Source organism: Brevundimonas sp. FV1ps31S (genome assembly GCF_058681265.1).
In genome coordinates, this window is the sequence record NZ_CM178735.1 from 624,050 (window position 1) to 640,630 (window position 16,581).

General features: G+C 70.5%; 19 protein-coding genes and 1 pseudogene. 19 read left to right on the plus strand and 1 reads right to left on the minus strand.

Annotation, left to right across the window (positions count from 1 at the left end):
* Positions 1 to 22 precede the first annotated feature (22 nt).
* The 13 genes from ACVPT3_RS02930 to ACVPT3_RS02990 all read left to right on the plus strand — a co-directional run bounded on the left by ACVPT3_RS02930 (position 23) and on the right by ACVPT3_RS02990 (position 7,835).
* Positions 23 to 1,069: a PDC sensor domain-containing protein gene (locus ACVPT3_RS02930; RefSeq protein WP_492042721.1), complete on the plus strand. Its 1,047-nt coding sequence runs from the start codon at positions 23 to 25 to the stop codon at positions 1,067 to 1,069.
* 32 nt (positions 1,070 to 1,101) lie between these two features.
* On the plus strand, positions 1,102 to 1,575 hold the full coding sequence (locus ACVPT3_RS02935) for a YcgN family cysteine cluster protein (RefSeq protein ID WP_492042722.1): 474 nt from the start codon (positions 1,102 to 1,104) through the stop codon (positions 1,573 to 1,575).
* 401 nt (positions 1,576 to 1,976) lie between these two features.
* Complete coding sequence (locus tag ACVPT3_RS02940; RefSeq protein WP_492042723.1) at positions 1,977 to 3,140, plus strand: phage portal protein; 1,164 nt, start codon at positions 1,977 to 1,979, stop codon at positions 3,138 to 3,140.
* Positions 3,137 to 3,364 (plus strand): hypothetical protein, encoded by a 228-nt coding sequence (locus ACVPT3_RS02945; RefSeq protein WP_492042724.1) that lies wholly within the window; start codon positions 3,137 to 3,139, stop codon positions 3,362 to 3,364. The genes ACVPT3_RS02940 and ACVPT3_RS02945 overlap by 4 nt, the downstream gene beginning before the upstream one ends.
* Positions 3,365 to 3,501: 137 nt before the next feature.
* Positions 3,502 to 3,927 (plus strand): HK97 family phage prohead protease, encoded by a 426-nt coding sequence (locus ACVPT3_RS02950; protein WP_492042725.1) that lies wholly within the window; start codon positions 3,502 to 3,504, stop codon positions 3,925 to 3,927.
* A 42-nt stretch (positions 3,928 to 3,969) separates the two neighbouring features.
* Positions 3,970 to 5,208: a phage major capsid protein gene (locus tag ACVPT3_RS02955; RefSeq protein ID WP_492042726.1), complete on the plus strand. Its 1,239-nt coding sequence runs from the start codon at positions 3,970 to 3,972 to the stop codon at positions 5,206 to 5,208.
* Positions 5,209 to 5,394: 186 nt separating this feature from the next.
* Positions 5,395 to 5,664 carry a head-tail connector protein gene (locus ACVPT3_RS02960; protein ID WP_492042727.1) on the plus strand — a complete coding sequence of 90 codons (270 nt, stop codon included), beginning with the start codon at positions 5,395 to 5,397 and terminating at the stop codon, positions 5,662 to 5,664.
* A complete protein-coding gene (locus tag ACVPT3_RS02965; protein ID WP_492042728.1) occupies positions 5,661 to 5,969 on the plus strand; it encodes a phage head-tail adapter protein in 309 nt (102 codons plus the stop codon). Before ACVPT3_RS02960 ends, ACVPT3_RS02965 begins: the two co-directional genes overlap by 4 nt.
* Positions 5,966 to 6,394, plus strand: a complete 429-nt coding sequence (locus ACVPT3_RS02970; RefSeq protein ID WP_492042729.1) for a DUF3168 domain-containing protein — start codon at positions 5,966 to 5,968, stop codon at positions 6,392 to 6,394. The genes ACVPT3_RS02965 and ACVPT3_RS02970 overlap by 4 nt, the downstream gene beginning before the upstream one ends.
* On the plus strand, positions 6,391 to 6,801 hold the full coding sequence (locus ACVPT3_RS02975) for a phage major tail protein, TP901-1 family (protein WP_492042730.1): 411 nt from the start codon (positions 6,391 to 6,393) through the stop codon (positions 6,799 to 6,801). Before ACVPT3_RS02970 ends, ACVPT3_RS02975 begins: the two co-directional genes overlap by 4 nt.
* Before the next feature lie 83 nt (positions 6,802 to 6,884).
* Positions 6,885 to 7,136, plus strand: coding sequence for a GTA-gp10 family protein (locus tag ACVPT3_RS02980; protein ID WP_492042731.1), 252 nt, complete (start codon positions 6,885 to 6,887; stop codon positions 7,134 to 7,136).
* Positions 7,133 to 7,318 carry a phage tail assembly chaperone gene (locus ACVPT3_RS02985; RefSeq protein WP_492042732.1) on the plus strand — a complete coding sequence of 62 codons (186 nt, stop codon included), beginning with the start codon at positions 7,133 to 7,135 and terminating at the stop codon, positions 7,316 to 7,318. Before ACVPT3_RS02980 ends, ACVPT3_RS02985 begins: the two co-directional genes overlap by 4 nt.
* Positions 7,308 to 7,835, plus strand: a complete 528-nt coding sequence (locus ACVPT3_RS02990; protein ID WP_492042733.1) for a phage tail tape measure protein — start codon at positions 7,308 to 7,310, stop codon at positions 7,833 to 7,835. The genes ACVPT3_RS02985 and ACVPT3_RS02990 overlap by 11 nt, the downstream gene beginning before the upstream one ends.
* A 54-nt stretch (positions 7,836 to 7,889) precedes the next feature.
* Here ACVPT3_RS02990 and ACVPT3_RS02995 read toward each other — a convergent pair whose 3' ends face one another.
* Positions 7,890 to 8,588 (minus strand): DUF805 domain-containing protein, encoded by a 699-nt coding sequence (locus ACVPT3_RS02995; RefSeq protein ID WP_492042734.1) that lies wholly within the window; start codon positions 8,586 to 8,588, stop codon positions 7,890 to 7,892.
* Positions 8,589 to 8,678: 90 nt separating this feature from the next.
* On the opposite strand from ACVPT3_RS02995, the gene ACVPT3_RS03000 reads away from it, so the two are divergent.
* The 6 genes and pseudogenes from ACVPT3_RS03000 to ACVPT3_RS03025 all read left to right on the plus strand — a co-directional run bounded on the left by ACVPT3_RS03000 (position 8,679) and on the right by ACVPT3_RS03025 (position 16,456).
* The gene (locus tag ACVPT3_RS03000) at positions 8,679 to 9,290 is read left to right on the plus strand and encodes a phage distal tail protein, Rcc01695 family (protein ID WP_492042735.1); all 612 of its coding nucleotides are present in this window, start codon (positions 8,679 to 8,681) and stop codon (positions 9,288 to 9,290) included.
* A gap of 2 nt (positions 9,291 to 9,292) precedes the next feature.
* Entirely contained in the window at positions 9,293 to 9,937 is a 645-nt protein-coding gene (locus ACVPT3_RS03005) for a phage/gene transfer agent baseplate hub protein (RefSeq protein WP_492042736.1), read from the plus strand.
* Complete coding sequence (locus ACVPT3_RS03010) at positions 9,934 to 10,554, plus strand: NlpC/P60 family protein (protein ID WP_492042737.1); 621 nt, start codon at positions 9,934 to 9,936, stop codon at positions 10,552 to 10,554. Before ACVPT3_RS03005 ends, ACVPT3_RS03010 begins: the two co-directional genes overlap by 4 nt.
* Positions 10,555 to 14,239, plus strand: a pseudogene (locus tag ACVPT3_RS03015) (baseplate multidomain protein megatron). It abuts the gene before it with no gap.
* Positions 14,240 to 14,327: 88 nt separating this feature from the next.
* Entirely contained in the window at positions 14,328 to 15,251 is a 924-nt protein-coding gene (locus ACVPT3_RS03020) for a DnaJ C-terminal domain-containing protein (RefSeq protein WP_492042738.1), read from the plus strand.
* A gap of 47 nt (positions 15,252 to 15,298) precedes the next feature.
* Complete coding sequence (locus tag ACVPT3_RS03025) at positions 15,299 to 16,456, plus strand: phosphoserine transaminase (protein WP_492042739.1); 1,158 nt, start codon at positions 15,299 to 15,301, stop codon at positions 16,454 to 16,456.
* The last annotated feature ends 125 nt before the right edge of the window (positions 16,457 to 16,581 follow it).

Below are 16,581 nucleotides of genomic sequence, written 5' to 3' on the forward strand. Positions count from 1 at the left end.
GATGGCGAGGTGGGGATCTCAGATGAGCGATGTGGGCGCGGGCGCACGGCCTGAGCGTATTCTCGAGCTGTCAGCGCGGCTGAACGCCGTGGCGGGCGAGAAGATCGGCGAGATCGCCTCGGTGAACCGGGCCGCCAAGATGCTGGTGGTCAACGCCCAGGTCGTGGCGGCGCGCAGCGGGGACGCCGGGCGCAGCTTCATGGTGGTCGCCGAGGAGTTCAAGCGGATCTCGGGTCAGATCGACGACGTCGCCAGCGCCCTGGAACAGCAGGTGCGGGGCGATCTGACAGAGCTGTCGGCCATCGGCGGGGCGATCCTGGGCCAGTTGCGGGGGCAGAGGCTGGCGGACCTGGCGCTGAACGCCATCGAGATCATCGACCGGAACCTGTACGAACGGACCTGCGATGTGCGCTGGTGGGCGACGGACAGCGCGGTAGTGGATTGCGTCGCTGAACTGGACGCCCCCAAGGCCGAGCACGCCAGCCGGAGGCTGAAGGTCATTCTGGACGCCTATACCGTCTATCTGGATCTGTGGATCTGTGATCGGAACGGCGTGGTCGTGGCCAATGGACGGCCGGATCGCTATCCGGTTCAGGGACAGTCGGCGCGGGACATGTCCTGGTTCCGCGACGCTATGGCGACGAGGTCAGGCGACGATTTCGCGGTGGCGGACGTCACGCGCCTCGAGGCGTTGGACGGGGCGCCGGTCGCCACCTATGCGACCGCCATCCGAAAGGGCGGGCTCGCGAACGGGGCCGTGATCGGGGTGCTGGGCATCCATTTCGACTGGCAGAGCCAGGCGCAGACAGTGGTGGACGGGGTGCGGCTGACGCCCGAGGAGCGGACCCGGACGCGGGTGCTGCTGCTGGATCAGAAACATCGCGTGCTGGCGGCTTCGAACGGCGTCGGGGTGCTGAGCGAGACGGTGAAACTGGATGTCGGCGGGGGCGCTATGGGCAGCTATTCCAAGGGCGACCGGACGGTCGGCTACGCTCGCACGCCCGGATACGAGACCTATCAGGGTCTGGGATGGTATGGGTGCCTGGTTCAGGACGCGGCCGCCATCTGATGGCCGCATCCGTCGACTAGGCGCGCCGTCCCATGATCCCAGTTCCGTCCCCCGTTCAGCCCTATTGGGAAACCAAGACCCTGGCCGAGATGTCTCCGGCCGAGTGGGAGGGGCTGTGCGACGGCTGCGGCCTGTGCTGCGTCATCCGGTTCGAGGACGAGGATACCGGCGAGGTGATCCCGACGCGGGTGCACTGCAAGCTGTTCGACTCTCAGGCCTGTTCCTGCTCGGACTATGTGAACCGCAAGGCCCAGGTGCCGGACTGCATCAAGCTGACGCCGCAAAATGTCGCGTCCCTGGGTTGGATGCCGCTGTCGTGCGCCTATCGCCGCCTGCACGAGGGGCGGCCTCTGGCGGCTTGGCATCCTCTAGTCTCGGGCGATCCGGAAACCGTGCATACGGCCGGGGTGTCGGTGCGCGGGCAGACGATTTCGGAGCTGGCGCTGGCCGCCCCGGAGGACGCGGTGGATTTCGAGGCCCCGGAATGGAGCGTCGAACGGGGCTGACGGCGCCGGGCCTGCAGCGCCAACTGTTACAATGACGCTGGTCTGAATCCTTGAATTACAATCGGCTGTGCCTTTCTCGCGGCGTTTTACCCGCCTGAGGACGCTGGTGCGCTATGGTTTGGGCATGGCGGGAATAGCGATGAGACGGGGCGGGGCGGAGAAGCTGACGTGTCGCGTCGGCGTGCCGGCTTCAGATCAGCACGTGCGTATCCAGCAGTACGCGGCTCAACGATAAAGATCGTCTTCGTCGACGGCTTCGGTTGCTTCGATGATTCCGGGTCCGGCCGAAGAAACGGAGTGGCTTCCTTGCCCGTCAACGGACCGAGGTGGGCCAGGGCGACGCCGCCGATCCGCTCCAACGCGGACGTCATAAGTTTCAACGGAGATTTTGGATGGTTTCGATGCGGTGGCCGTTTGGCCAGGGCGGGCGCTTGCGTGCGCCCGAGGCGAAGCAGAGCCGAACGGCGGCGATGGTGGCCTTTTCCGGCGTCGGGCGGCCGCGGTGGACGCCCAACGACTACGCCAGCCTGGCGCGCGAGGGGTATCAGAGAAATGCGGTGGCCTACCGCTGTATCCGGATGATCGCGGAGGCGGCGGCCTCGATCCCGCTGGCGGTCTTCGTCGATGGCGCGCGGGACGACGCCCATCCGCTGGCCCGGCTGATGCGCCGGCCCAATCCGGAACAGTCCGGGGCGGTGCTGATGGAGGCGGTCCACGGCGCCCTGCAGGTCTCCGGCAACGCCTGGATCGAGGCGACCGGAGACGTGGACGGGGACGGCGCGCCGGACGAACTGTGGGTGCTGAGATCCGACCGGGTCAAGGTGGTGCCCGGCCGGTCGGGTTGGCCCGAGGCATGGGACTATTCGGTCGACGGGCGGTCGGTGCGGATCGGGCGGGCGGCGGACGGCTGGGCGCCGGTGATGCAGCTGAAGCTGTGGCACCCGCTGGACGACTGGTACGGGCTGTCGCCGCTGGAGGCGGCGGCGCAGGGGGTGGACGCGCACAATGCGGCCGGCGCCTGGAACAAGGCGCTGCTGGACAATTCGGCGCGGCCCTCGGGGGCTCTGGTCTACGGGGCGCAGAAGGGCGAGCGGCTGACGGAGGGGCAGTTCGAGGCGCTGAAGGACCAGCTGTCGACGGCCTATGCCGGGGCGGAGAACGCGGGGCGGCCGATCCTGCTGGAAGGCGGGATGGACTGGAAACCGCTGAGCCTGACCCCGGCCGAGATGGACTTCACCGGCGGCAAACACGCGGCGGCGCGCGAGATCGCCCTGACCTTCGGGGTTCCGCCGCAGTTGCTGGGGATACCGGGGGACGCGACCTACGCCAATTATCGGGAGGCCAATACGGCCTTCTGGCGTCAGACGGCCATCCCCCTGGCGGCCAAGGCGGCGGGGGCGATCACGGTCTGGCTGGGCGAGCGGTTTCCCGGTTGCGATGTGCGGGCCGACCTCGAGGCCGTGCCCGCGCTGCAGCCCGAGCGCGACGCCCTGTGGGCGCGGCTGGAGGCGGCGAGCTTCCTGACGAACGAGGAACGACGGCGGATGGCGGGGGTGGAGGGATGAGCGATGCGGTGAAGAAGGCGGTGGCGGCCCTGATCGCCGCCCTGGCGGTGCAGACGGTCGGGGGACTGGTCTGGGCCGGGGGCGCGGCGGCGCGGATCGCGACCCTGGAACAGAGGGTGGGCGAGCAGAGGCTGGTGGCCGAGCGGCTGGCGCGGCTGGAGACGCAAGGGGAGGCGACGGCGGCCGCGGTGGAGCGGATCGAGCGGAGGCTGGAGCGGCGATGAGGGGTGAGAGGGGTATTCTCCCTCCCCTTCATGGGGAGGGGCGATCGCGAAGCGATCGGGGTGGGGCCCGAAAGGGCATGAGCGAGGCGGCTGGAACGGCCCCACCCGGGCTTCGCTTCGCTCCGCCGTCCCTCCCCATGAAGGGGAGGGAGAGTTTCGGGTCGCTTTTGATCGAAGGTTACGCCTCGCTGTGGGGCGTGGCGGATATGAACGGAGACGTGGTGCAGGCGGGGGCGTTTGCGGACAGTCTGGCGAAGACGGGCGCGCCGGGGGTGCGGATGCTGAACCAGCATGACGCGCGCGCCCCGGTCGGGGTCTGGGACGCGATCATCGAGGATGCGCGCGGCCTTTTCGTGCGCGGCCGGATCGAGGACTGGTCGCCCGAAGCTCGGTTCGCCGCCGCGCTGAGCCGGGCGGGGGCGATGGACGGGCTGTCGATCGGATACCGCACCGCGCGGGCGCGGCGTGAGGGGCGGCTGCGGGTGCTGAGCGGGGTCGAGCTGTGGGAAGTGTCGCTGGTGACCTTTCCCATGCTGCCGGGGGCGAGGTTCAGCCTCGCCTGACGAGGTCGGCGCAAGCCGGCGATTTTTTCCAACGGAGACATCATGAAAGAGACCAAACAGGCTTCGGGCTCGCCCGAGGCGCACGGCGCCGTGCGCGAGATGATGGCGGCGTTCGAGGCGTTCAAAGGGGCGAACGACGCCCGGCTGGGCGAGATCGAACGCAAGGCGGCGGCCGATGTGCTGCTGGAGGAGAAGGTGGCGCGCATCGACCAGGCGGTGGCCGCGGCCCAGGCGCGGCTGGATCGGGTGACGAGCCGGGAGCGGCGGCCCCAGATCGGCGGCGAGCCGGTGGAGCCGGCGTCCGCGCCGGAGGCGAAGGCGGCGTGGGACGGGTATCTGAAGACGGGCCACTCGCCTCAACTGGCTGGCGCCCTGGAGGTCAAGGCGGGGCTGTCGGGCGGGGCGACCTCGGGCGGCTATGTCGTGCCGTATGAGACCGAGCGGGCCATCGAGCGTCGGCTGATGGCGGCCTCGCCGATGCGCGAGATCGCGACGGTGCGGACGGTGGCGGCGGGGGTGTTCAGAAAGCCGGTCTCGACGGCGAGCGTGGCCTGCGGCTGGGTGGCGGAGACGGCCGCGCGGCCGGAGACGGATCCGGCGACCCTGGCGCTGCTGGAGTTCCCCTCGGCGGATCTGTACGCCAATCCGGCGGCGACCCAGGCGTTGCTTGACGACGCCATGGTCGATCTGGACGAGTGGCTGGCGGCTGAGGTCGAGGACGCCTTTGCGGCGCAGGAGACCCAGGCCTTCGTCAACGGCGACGGGGTGAACAAGCCCAAGGGCTTCCTGACCTATCCGACCGTGGCGGACGGGGACCAGACCTGGGGGCAGATCGGGTTTGTGGCGTCGGGCGCGGCGGGCGGGTTCGCGCCGACCAGTCCGGCGGACCGGCTGATCGACCTGGTCTATGCACCCAAGGCCCAGTACCGGCCGAACGGGCGGTTCGTGATGAACCGCAAGACGGTCTCGGCCGTGCGCAAGTTCAAGGATGCGGACGGCGCCTACATCTGGCAGCCGGCGACGCGGCTGGGCGAGACGGCGTCGCTGCTGGGCTATCCGGTCACCGAGATCGAGACCATGCCGGACGTGGCGGCGAACAGTCTGTCCATCGCCTTCGGGGACTTCCAGCGGGGGTATCTGATCGTGGATCGGGCCGGGGTGCGGGTGCTGAGGGACCCGTATTCGGCCAAGCCCTATGTGCTGTTCTACACCACCAAGCGCGTCGGCGGCGGGGTGCAGAACTTTGACGCGATCAAGCTGATGAAGGTCGCGGCAAGCTAGTCACGGCGTGACGAGCGGCAAGGGTCGCTTGGCTTCTCCCTCCCCCTGCGGGGGAGGGCAGGCCGTTTGAGCGGCCGGGCGGGGGCGGCAGGGAAATCGAGTCCGGGTCGCCTGGCCCGCCCCACCCCGTCGCTACGCGACGCCCCTCCCCCGTGGGGGAGGGAGATTCTTGAAAGGGAGACTGCCATGGCGCAGCCGGTGACGGTGGCGGAGGCGAAGCTGTTTCTGAGGGTTGAGCATGAGGCCGAGGACGGTCTGATCCAGACCCTGATCGAGGCGGCCCAGGCGCGGGTGGAGGGGGATGTGGGGCTGAGCCTGACCTCGACCTCGCCGGCGGGGTTGCGGCTGGCGATCCTGATGCTGGTCCTGGGCGCCTATGAGCGGGGCGAGGCGGAGGCGCAGGCTGCGACGGCGGTGGGCGCCTGGGTTGCGCCCTATCGTGTGGTGCGGCTGTGAGCGGGGCTCTGAGGGTGCTCGCCGGCCTGTTCCAGCCGGTGGAGGCGCAGACGCCGTACGGCGGCCGCAGCGTGGGTTTTGAAGCGGTCGGCTCGGCCTGGCTGAAATGCGGGGCGCGCCGGCGGGTCGAACGCGGCGACGGTGACGAGCGGCGCACAATCGAGACGGTCGCGGCGGAGGCGCGGGCCGATCCGCGCCTGGCGCCGGGACGGGTGCTGCGCTTTGGCGGGGCGGACTGGACCATCGTCGCGACGGAGGCGCCGCGTCCGGGGCGGGCCAGACTGGATCTGGAGCGGACGCGATGAGCGATCATGAACGGGCCCTGCAGGGGGCGATCCTGGCGGCCCTGAGAGACGACGTCGCCCTGACGGCCCTGCTGCAAGGGCGGATATGGGATCAGGCGCCGGAGGCGACGCCCTGTCCCTACCTGGCGATCGGCCGGTGGGAAAGCCGGCCGGTGACGGCGGACGGTTGCGGCGTCGAACATGGCCTGACCCTGACCGTGGTGTCGCGGTTCGCGGGATCAGAGGAGGCCAAGGCGACGGCGGCGGCGGTGCGGGCCTGTCTGCACGAAGCGCGGCTGGAGGCGGACGGGGTGCGGACCGTGTCGCTGCGCGCCGGCGCGTCGGAGGTGTTTCGGGCGTCGGACGGACGGCGGACTTTCGCGACCGTGCGGCTGAGGGCGGTCACGGAGGCGGTGACGCGTGATGAAGGGGAGGATCTGACATGACCGCACAGGCGGGCAAGGACATGCTGCTGAAGATCGAGGGCGCGCCGGGCGTGTTCACGACGGTGGCGGGGCTGAGGGCGCGGACCATATCGCTGAACGCGCGGACGGTGGATGCGACCGACGGCGACAGCGCCGGGCGGTGGCGCGAGTTGCTGGCCGGCGCGGGCGTCAAGTCGGCGGCGGTGTCCGGGCAGGGGCTCTTCCGCGATGCGGCGTCCGACTCCCTGGTGCGCGAGGCCTTCTTCGATCAGGCGGCGAAGCGGTGGAGGCTGGTGGTGCCGGACTTCGGCGTGCTGGAGGGGGCGTTCCTGGTGGCGGCGCTGGAATACGCCGGCGAGCACGAGGGGGAGGCGACCTTTGCGTTGAGCCTGGCGAGCGCGGGGGAAATCGGGTTTTCGGCGATATGAGCGGCGGGGACTGGCCCCCCTCGGGCCGCGGGGCGGCCCTCTCCCCCCAAGGGGGGGAGATTGGGGCGCGCGGGGAGACGGGGGTGGTGTTGGGCGGGGTGCGGCGAAGGGTCTGTCTGACGCTGGGGGCGCTGGCGGAGATCGAGGCGGGGCTGGGGGTTGATGGGCTGGCGGCGGTCGCGGAGCGGATGAAGGCCCTGTCGGCGCGGGATCTGATGGTGGTGCTGGCGGCGGTGCTGCGCGGGGGCGGCGAGGTCGAGCCGGCGGTGGAGACGGTCGATCCGCGCGAGGCGGCGCGGGCGGTGGTGGCGGCGTTCGAGGCGGCGGCGCGGTGAGCGTTCCGACTCCTTGGGGCGAGATGATGCGGGCGGCGATGCGGATGGGGGTGGCGCCTGAGGCCTTCTGGCGGCTGTCGCTGAAGGAGTGGCGGATGCTGACCGAGACGCCGCGAGGCACGGCGCCCATGGGGCGGGCGGGGCTGGCGAAACTGATGGAGGACTGGCCGGATGGCGGATGAGCTCGGTCGAGGCGGGATTGACGATCTGCCGCTGAAGGCGGCCGAGGCGGGCGCGGCGCTGGAGGCGCTGAAAGGTCCGGCGGAGGATGCGGCCGATGCGATAGAAGCGGCCTTCGGACGAGCAGGCGACAGTCTGACCCGGTCGCTGGCGCGAGCGGCCGCGGACGGGGAGGTGTCGCTGTCGGAACTGGCGCGGGCGGTGCTGAATGCGGTGAACGCGGCCCTGTCCGGCGGATCAGGGAACGGGCTCAGCACGGCGATCCAGGCGGCGATGTCCGGCTTTGGCGGGGCGCGTGCTGACGGAGGGCCCGTGCTGGGCGGCGGCGCCTATCTGGTCGGCGAGCGCGGGGCGGAGGTGTTCCGGCCTGCCGCCGGCGGCGAGATCGGGCCGGCGGCGGGCGGCGGGGTGACGGTCAATGTGGCGGTGGACGGCGGGACGCCGGCCCTGCTGCGATCCGAGGCCCAGATTGCCCAGATGCTTGCGCGGGCGGTCAGTCTGGGGGCGAGACGGATGTAGAGTGGAGAGGCGAGTGGCGGCGAAGAAGGCCGACCGCTCGCCCTCATGCTGGACTTATTCGCCCTTGGGATTGGGGCCGAAGCGGTTGTCGCCTCGCTGGCCCTCGACCAGACCGATCCACAGCAGGAAGCCGATATTGATCACGAACAGCAGGCCAAAGGCGCCGAAGGCCGGGCCGATCAGGGCCAGGATAGCGGCGGGGTCTTCATTTTCCAGGGCCGCCGAGTTCATGATCGCCTGCATGCCCATCATGCTGAAGGCGACGATCATCAGCACCAGGGTGGCCACCCAGGGGACGAGAACCAGCCAGCCGCTGTGGCCCATGTCGTGAAGCCGTTTCACGGCGATGGCGAGGTTGGGCCAGATCAAGGCGATGGAGATCAGGAAGCCGATGATCGGCAGCCAGCCGGCGACGACGCCGGCGCCCAGAAGGATCAGCCAGCCGATCCAGAAATGGCTGCGTTGAGTGCGGCCTTCGAAGGAGAACATGAGCTTCTGCCAGTCGAAGCCCGCGACGGTTGTGTTGGTCGAAGCGGAGAGACCGCCGGCGACGCCGATGGTGGAGGGGGCGCCGGCCAGGATCAGGATCTGGGTCGCTTCCGCGCCCTCGGGTACGAAGTCGACCCGAACGCCGGCGGCGGGAACGGCCGGCGACTGAAGGCCGGATGAGACGAAGCTGTAGCGCACGCCGTCGTCACCGCTGATCAGTCCGGTTCCGGCCGTGGTGTCATAGCTGAGGATTTCGCCGCGCATCTTTGCTCCCTTTGCGGCCCCCGCGGCCGCCTCTCGGCGAGCATGGACGAGCGGCGCTTTTCGAACAAGTGAAAGAGGGGACAGGTTCGGATGGACTTCCATGAAGCACGCCTGCCCGCGCGGCTGGCCTTCGGTTCGACCGGCGGGGTGGAGCGGCGGACCGAGATCGCCACCCTGGCCTCGGGCTTCGAGCGACGGTCGACGCCGTGGGCCCTGGGGCGGCGGCGGTATCTGATCGGGGCGAACCTGAGATCCCTGGACGACATGGCTGAGCTGATCGCCTTTTTCGAGGCGCGGCGGGGACGGCTGTACGGGTTCCGGTTCAAGGATTTCGCCGACTTCAAATCGTGCGCGCCGAGCGGGACGGTCTCGGCGACAGATCAGGTGCTGGGCCTGGGGGACGGCGCGCGGACGGCGTTCCAGCTGATCAAGGCCTACGGCGACGTGGAGAGGCCGGTCGCCAAGCCGGTCGACGGATCGGTTCGGATCGCGGTCGGGGGCGTCGAGACCTGGAGCTTTGTCGTTGAGACGACGACGGGAGCGGTGAGGCTGGCGGTCGCGCCGGCGGCGGGGGCGGTGGTGACGGCGGGCTTCCTGTTCGACACGCCTGTGCGGTTCGACACGGACCGGATCGAGACCACGCTGGAGAGTTTCGACGCCGGGCGGATGGCGGCGGTTCCGTTGATCGAGGTGCGGGTCTGATCATGCGAGACGTACCGGACGAAATGGCCGCCCGCATCGAGAGCGGGGCGGCGCGGCTTTGTCATGTCTGGCGGCTGGAGCGGGCCGACGGGACGGTGACGGGTTTCACCGATCATGACCGCGACCTGGCGGTGGACGGGGTGGTCTGTCGGGCCGGAAGCGGCTGGACGGCCGGCGCGGCCGAGAGCGCCGTGGGTCTGGCGGCGGGCGCGGTTTCGGCGGCGGGGGCGCTGGATGACGCGGCGATCATCGAGGCGGATGTGGCGGCGGGCCTGTTCGACGGGGCGAAGGTGGAACTGTGGCGGGTGGACTGGTCCGAGCCGAGGCTGAAGGTGCGGCTGTGGGCCGGAACCCTGGCGCGGATACGCCGCGAGGAGGGGCGGTTCCTGGCCGATCTGGAAGGGCCGTTGGCGAAGCTGGAGCGGGTGGTCGGGCGAACCTATGGGCGGATGTGCGACGCGCGGCTGGGGGATGCGCGGTGCGGGATTGCGGCGGCGGGGCGGCGCTGTGACAAGCGGTGGGAGACCTGTGTCGGGACGTTCGGGAACGGGGTGAATTTCCGGGGCTTTGCGGACGTGCCGGGGGATGACTTCCTGACGGCCTATCCGGCGGGTGGCGCGCGGAACGACGGTGGGAGCCGGCGGTGAGGGGGGCCAGGCAATCCGAGTCCGGTCGCTCTGCCGCCCCCACCCCGTCGCTGCGCGACGCCCCTCCCCCGCAGGGGGAGGGAGAGGCGCGTGCGGCGGCGGCGGTTGTCGCTGCGGCGCGGGCCTGGCTGGGGACGCCGTATCGGCATCAGGCCAGCATGAAGGGCGTGGGGGCGGACTGTCTGGGGCTGGTGCGCGGGGTGTGGCGCGAAGTGGTGGGCGAGGAGCCCGAGGGGCTGCCCGCCTATTCGCCGGATTGGGCCGAGGCCGGCGGGCGCGAGACCCTGCTGGAGGCGGCGGGGCGGTGGCTGACGCCCGTGCCGGTCGAAGCGATGCGGGCGGGGGACGTGCTGCTGTTTCGGATGTCGCCGGGGGCGGCGGTGAAACACTGCGCCATTCTGAGCGACTGCGGCGGGCCGGAGCCGCGGATGGTCCACGCCTATTGGGGACGGGCGGTGGTGGAGAGCTGGATGGGGACGTGGTGGCGGCGAAGGCTGGTCGCCGTGTTCCGGTTTCCCTGGGAGGTGGACGCCCTGGCCCCCTCCGTCACGGCGCTGAAGAAGCGCCGCGCCACCTCCCCCAAGGGGGGAGGATTTGTCGGATTTGAGGAGGCGTAGATGGCGCAAGTCGTACTGAGCGCGGTGGGGCAGTCGGTCGGCGGGCCGGTCGGGCGGGTGATCGGGGCGACGATCGGTCGGACGATCGACAATCGGGTGGTCGGGTCACTGTCGCCGGCGCGGCAGGCAGGGCCGAGGCTGGACGCCCTGCAGGTGCAGGGGACGGCGGAAGGGGCGTCGATGGCCTGTGTCTTCGGACGGGCGCGGGTGACGGGGCAGGTGATCTGGGCGGCACGGTTCCTGGAGGGCAAGAACAAGGGGCAGGCCGGCAAGGGCGGACCGAAGACGGTCGATTATGACTATTCGCTGAGCTTCGCCGTGGCCCTGTGCGAGGGCGAGATCGACGGGGTCGGCCGGGTCTGGGCCGACGGGCGGCTGATGGACCTGAGCGGAGTGGCGATGCGGGTGTATCGCGGGGGCGAGGACCAGACGCCCGATCCGCTGATCGAGGCGGTCGAGGGGGAGGCGCCGGCGTATCGCGGCACAGCCTATGTGGTGTTCGAGGATCTGCCGCTGGGGCCGTTCGGGGACCGAGTTCCGCAGCTGAGTTTCGAGGTGTTCCGGAGACCGCGCGGGGCGGCGGCGCGGCTGGAGGATCTGCTGGAAGGCGTGTGCCTGATCCCCGGTGCGGGGGAGTTTGCCCTGGCGAGCGAGGCGGTGCTCCGGCGCGAGGGGCTGACGCGGACGACGGCCGAGAATGTGCACAATGGCGAGGGGCGGCCGGATTTGGTCGTGTCGCTGGATCAGCTGCAGGCGCACCTGCCGAACCTGAAACGGGTCAGTCTGGTGGCCGGGTGGTTCGGGGATGATCTGAGAGCCGGCCTTTGCCGGGTGCGGCCGGGGGTGGAGCGGCGGAACAAGCCGACCGAGCCGATGATCTGGTCAGTGGCGGGGGTGGCGCGGCATGAGGCCTATGAGGTCAGCCGTGTGGATGACGCCCCGGCCTATGGCGGGACGCCGTCGGACGACAGCGTGCGGCAGGCGATCCGGGCGCTGAAGGCGCGGGGGCTGGAGGTGACGCTGTACCCGTTCGTCTTCATGGACTGCCCCGGCTATCCGTGGCGCGGGCGGGTCGCGGGCGTCGATGGTGCGGGAGCGGCGGCCGAGATCGCCAGCCTGTTCGGCGGGACCGAGGATTGGGGGCTGCGGCGGATGGCGCTGCACTATGCCCGGATCGCGGCGGAGGAGGGGGCGGACGGCCTGCTGATCGGGTCGGAGATGCGCGGCGTGACCTGGACGCGGGATGCGGACGGGGGCTTTCCGGCGGTGGCGCAGTTTCGGCAGTTGGCGGCGGAATGCCGGGCGGTGGTCGGGCCGGGGGTGAAGCTGTCCTACGCCGCCGACTGGAGCGAATATTTCGGGCGGCAGAGGGACGGGGAGGTCGTATTCCATCTGGACACGCTGTGGGCTGATGCAAACATCGATCATGTGTCGATCGACTGGTATCCGCCGCTGACCGACTGGCGCGAAGGCGACGGCGGCGCTGATGCGGCGGTGTTCGGCGGGGCGTCGGACCCGGCCTATCTGGCGGCGGGCGTCGCGGGCGGCGAGGGGTTCGACTGGTACTATGCCGACGCGGCGGACCGGGCGGCGCAAATCCGGACTCCCATCGTCGATACGGCGCATGGCGAGGACTGGCTGTTCCGGCCCAAGGACCTGATGGGATGGTGGTCGAACTTTCATCATGACCGGCCGGGCGGGGCGAGGTCGGCGACGCCGACGGCCTGGATTCCGGGGATGAAGCCGGTACGGCTGTCGGAGTTCGGCTGCGCGGCGGTGGACCGGGGCGGCAATGCGCCGAACCTGTTCCAGGACCCCAAGAGCAGCGAGAGCAGCCTGCCGCCGGGATCGACCGGAGCGCGCGACGATGCGGTGCAGCGGGCGGCGCTGGAGGCGGTGCTGGACCATTATGCGGACCTTCAGAACAATCCGGTTTCGGCGGTCTATGGGGCCCCGATGCTGGAGGGAGCGGACGCCTGGTGCTGGGACGCCCGGCCCTATCCGGCCTTTCCGGCGCGGGGCGATGTCTGGGCCGACGCCGGGGCGTGGCGGGCGGGACACTGGCTGAACGGCCGGCTGGGCGGCGACGGCGACGATCTGATCACGGCGGTTCTGGCCCGGGGCGGCCTGTCGGCCGGCGAGATGTCGGTCGAGGGCGTCCGGGGCGCGGCGGCCGGCTATCTGCTGGATCGCCCGATGCGGACGCGGGACGCGCTGGAGCCGTTGCTGGCGGCCTTCGACGCCGTGGCGGCGGAACGGGACGGACGGGTGGCGGTCCGGGGCCAAGTCGCGGCGGCCGGGACGGTGGCGCGGGCGGCCCTGGCCCTGCCGGACGGCGGCGGTGCGGAGACGACGACGCGGGCGCTGGAGCCCCGGCCCAGTGAGGCGCGGGTGCGGTTCATCGATGAGACGGCGGACTATCAGACCGGCGCGGTGGTGGCGCGGACGGAGGCGGAGACGACGGGCGGAGGGGTGGATCTGGACCTGCCGGTGGCCTGCGGCGGGGGATTGGCGCTGGCGGCGGCGATGCGAGCGCTGGACGGGACCGTCGGCCGATACGGTCAACTTGGCGCTGGGGCCGCTGGACGCGCTGCGGCTGGAGCCGGGGGACGTGCTTCGACTGGAGGGCCGCGACGGCGACTGGCGGGTGATGCGGACGACGGCGGACGAGACGCCGTCGGCGGCGCTGGAGCCCGTGGGCGCGCGATCGGCGTACGAGGACGCGGGCGGCCGACCCGGCGGCGAGATTCCGCCGGTGATCGGAGCGCCCTTCCTGAGGATCATGGATCTGCCGCCCCTGATAGGGAGCGAAACGGACGCCCGACCCTTGGCGGCGGCGGCGGCGGAACCCTGGCGGGCCATGCGGCTGCACGCGGGGCCGAACCCCGAGACCCTGACGGCGCGGGCGGAGATCGAGAGCCCCGCGACGATCGGGGTGCTGGTCGAGCCGCTGGGACCGGGCGTGCGCTATCGCTGGGACGAAGCCAACGCCGTCACCGTAAGGGTCGAGGGCGCGGCGCCAGGGAGTGCGAGCGAAATGTCGGTGCTGGGCGGCGCCAACGCCGTTGCGGTGGAGACCGCAGCGGGCTGGGAAGTGCTGCAGTACCGGTCCGCGACCCTTATGGGGACGGACATCTGGCGGCTGGCGGGCCTGCTGCGGGGGCAGCAAGGGACCGAGGTCGAGATGCGGGCGGGGGCTGCGGCGGGGGCGGTTGTCGTGTTTCTGGATGCGACGCCGCCGCGAGCGGAAATCGGGCCTGGCGAGCGGGGCTTGCCGCTGGTCTGTCGCGCCGGTCCGGCCGGGGCGGCGCCGGGCGGGGCGGGGTTCACCCAGGGCGAGTTCACCTTGCGGGGACTTCATGCGCGGCCTTGGTCGCCGACGGGACTGGCCATTGTGGCCGGAGGCGGGGGGCTGACGGTGAGGTGGACGCCGCGCGTACGCCTGTACGGGGACAGCTGGGACGGCGAACCGACGCCGGTGGAACCGATGCGGTTCCGAATCCAGGTGGTCGACGGCGGGACCGTGATCAGGACGATGGAGGCGGATGAGACGCTGGTCGCCTATTCCGCCGCAGACCTGGCGTCGGACTTTCCCGCCGGGGCGCCGGCCTCGGCGCGAATCCTCGTGGCGCAATGGGGAGAGGGGTTCGGCTGGGGTGTCGAGGCGGAAATCCGGTTGGCGTGAGCAAATATGCCGGGTCCGGCCCTTTGCGGGGGACGGGGCATGGCTTAACTGACGACCTCTCGGTTTTTTAGTTGGAGCGACAACGGACGTGGCAGGCGATCCCTACAAGGAACTGGGCGTTTCGAAGGGCGCGAGCGCGGACGAGATCAAGAAGGCGTTCCGCAAGCTGGCCAAGGAGCTTCACCCCGACAAGAATCCCGGCGACAAGATCACCGAGGACAAGTTCAAGCGGGTGACGGCGGCCTTCGACATCCTGGGCGACGTCGAGAAGCGGGCCAAGTATGACGCCGGTCAGCTGGATAACGACGGCAACGAACAGTACCGGGGTTTCGGCGGCGGCGGCCGTGCGGGGGGGAGTCCGTTCGGACAGGGCGGCGGATTCTCGGGCGGCGGCGGGCCGGGCGGGCGGGCCAATTTCGAAGGCGTCGATCTGGACGAACTGTTCGGGATGTTCGGCGGCGGCGGGCGCCAACGCGGCGCGCGGGATTTCACCGCGCGCGGCCAGGACGTCAAGGCGACGCTGGACATCAGCCTGGAGGACGCCATCGCTGGCGCGACCAGGAGGATCCAGTTCTCGGACGGGCGGACGCTGGATGTGACCATTCCCAAGGGAGCGTCGGACGGCCAGACCATCCGGCTGCGCGGACAAGGCGCGCCCGGGCGGGGAGCCGAGAACGGCGACGCCTTGATAGAATTGAAGATCGAGCCGCACCCGATCTACAAGCGTGACGGCGCCGACCTGACGATGGACCTGCCGGTTTCGGTCCCCGACGCGGTGCTGGGCGCCAAGGTCCGGGCGCCCACGCCGGAAGGCGAAGTGCAGGTGACGATCGCGCCCGGGTCCAACTCGGGCAAGTTGATGCGGCTGAAGGGGCGTGGCGCCTTCGTCCAGGGGCGACGCGGCGACCTGCTGGCGCGGCTGGTCGTGACCCTGCCTGACGAGCCGGATGCGGCCCTGGTCAAATTCGCCGAAGAATGGCGCGCCAAGCGCCCCTATTCGCCGGGACGTTGAGCCGCGCCCAAGCCGCGCGAGGCGCGGCGGCGCTGAGGGGGAAGATCATGATCGCGAAACCTGATGCGAAACCAGCCCGGCCGTGGTTCTCGGCCGGGCCGACGGCGAAGAGGCCCGGTTACAGTCTTGCCGGCCTGTCGAGCGACCTGCTGGGGCGCGGCATTCGCGCGCCCGAGGTGGTAGAGCGGTTCGCCTATGGTCTACGGCTGACGCGGGCAGTGCTGGAAGTTCCTGAGAGCCATGTGATGCTCTATACGCCCGGGTCGGACACGGGGGCCGTCGAGGCGGCCCTTTGGGCGATGCTTGGCGAGCGGCCCGTGCAGGTCGTGGCGTTCGAGAATTTCGGTCTGACCTGGCTGGCGGACGTGAAGGATCATCTGGGGCTAGAGCCGGAAGCGCTGACGGCGCCCTGGGGCGAGTTGCCGGACCTGAGCCGGGCTGACTGGTCCAAGGACGTGGTGTTTCCGTGGAACGGAACGACCTCGGGCGTGCGCGTACCGGACGCCGACTGGATCGCTGATGATCGCGAGGGACTGGCCATCTGCGACGCCACCTCCGCCGCCTTCGCCATGGCCTTGCCGTGGGACAAGCTGGATGTGGTGACCTTCAGCTTCCAGAAGGCGCTGGGCGGCGAGGCGGGCATCGGAGTGATGGCGCTGTCGCCCCGCGCGGTGGCTCGGCTGGACCGTTATCGGCCGGATCAGGCGATACCCAAACTGCTGAGGCTGACGGACGGCAAGGGTTTCGACCGGGCGCTGGCGGACGGGGTGGCGATCAACACCTTCTCGATCCTGACGATCGAGGACTGGATCGACGCGCTGGACTGGGCGCGGGAAATCGGCGGCTTGCGCGAACTGATCCGGCGCACGGACGCCAATTACGCGGCGTTGGCGGAATGGGTGTCGCGGACCGGCTGGATCGACTTCCTGCCCGAACGGTCCGAGATCCGATCGACCACCTCGGTCTGTCTGAAGTTCGTCGACCCGCGCATCGCGGCCCTGGACCCCCAGGCGCAGAAGGCCTTCGTCGTGCGGTTCAAGGCCCTGCTGGAAGGCGAGGCGGCCGTGTTCGACATGGAGCCGCACCGCAACGCGCCGCCGGGGCTGAGGCTGTGGTGCGGCTGTACGGTCGAGACGGCGGATGTGGTCGCGGCGACGCCGTGGCTGGAGTGGGCGTTCGAAGTCGCGGCGTCGGAGGTCGCATAAATCCCACGAACGGGACGACACCGGACGATTCCCTCGCTATAGGCTGCGCCCGCGCTCGGAGCGGCGCACATGAGGCGACGCCTCGATAATTCAGACGCGTTCTCGAGGAGAACGCTAAGGCGGAG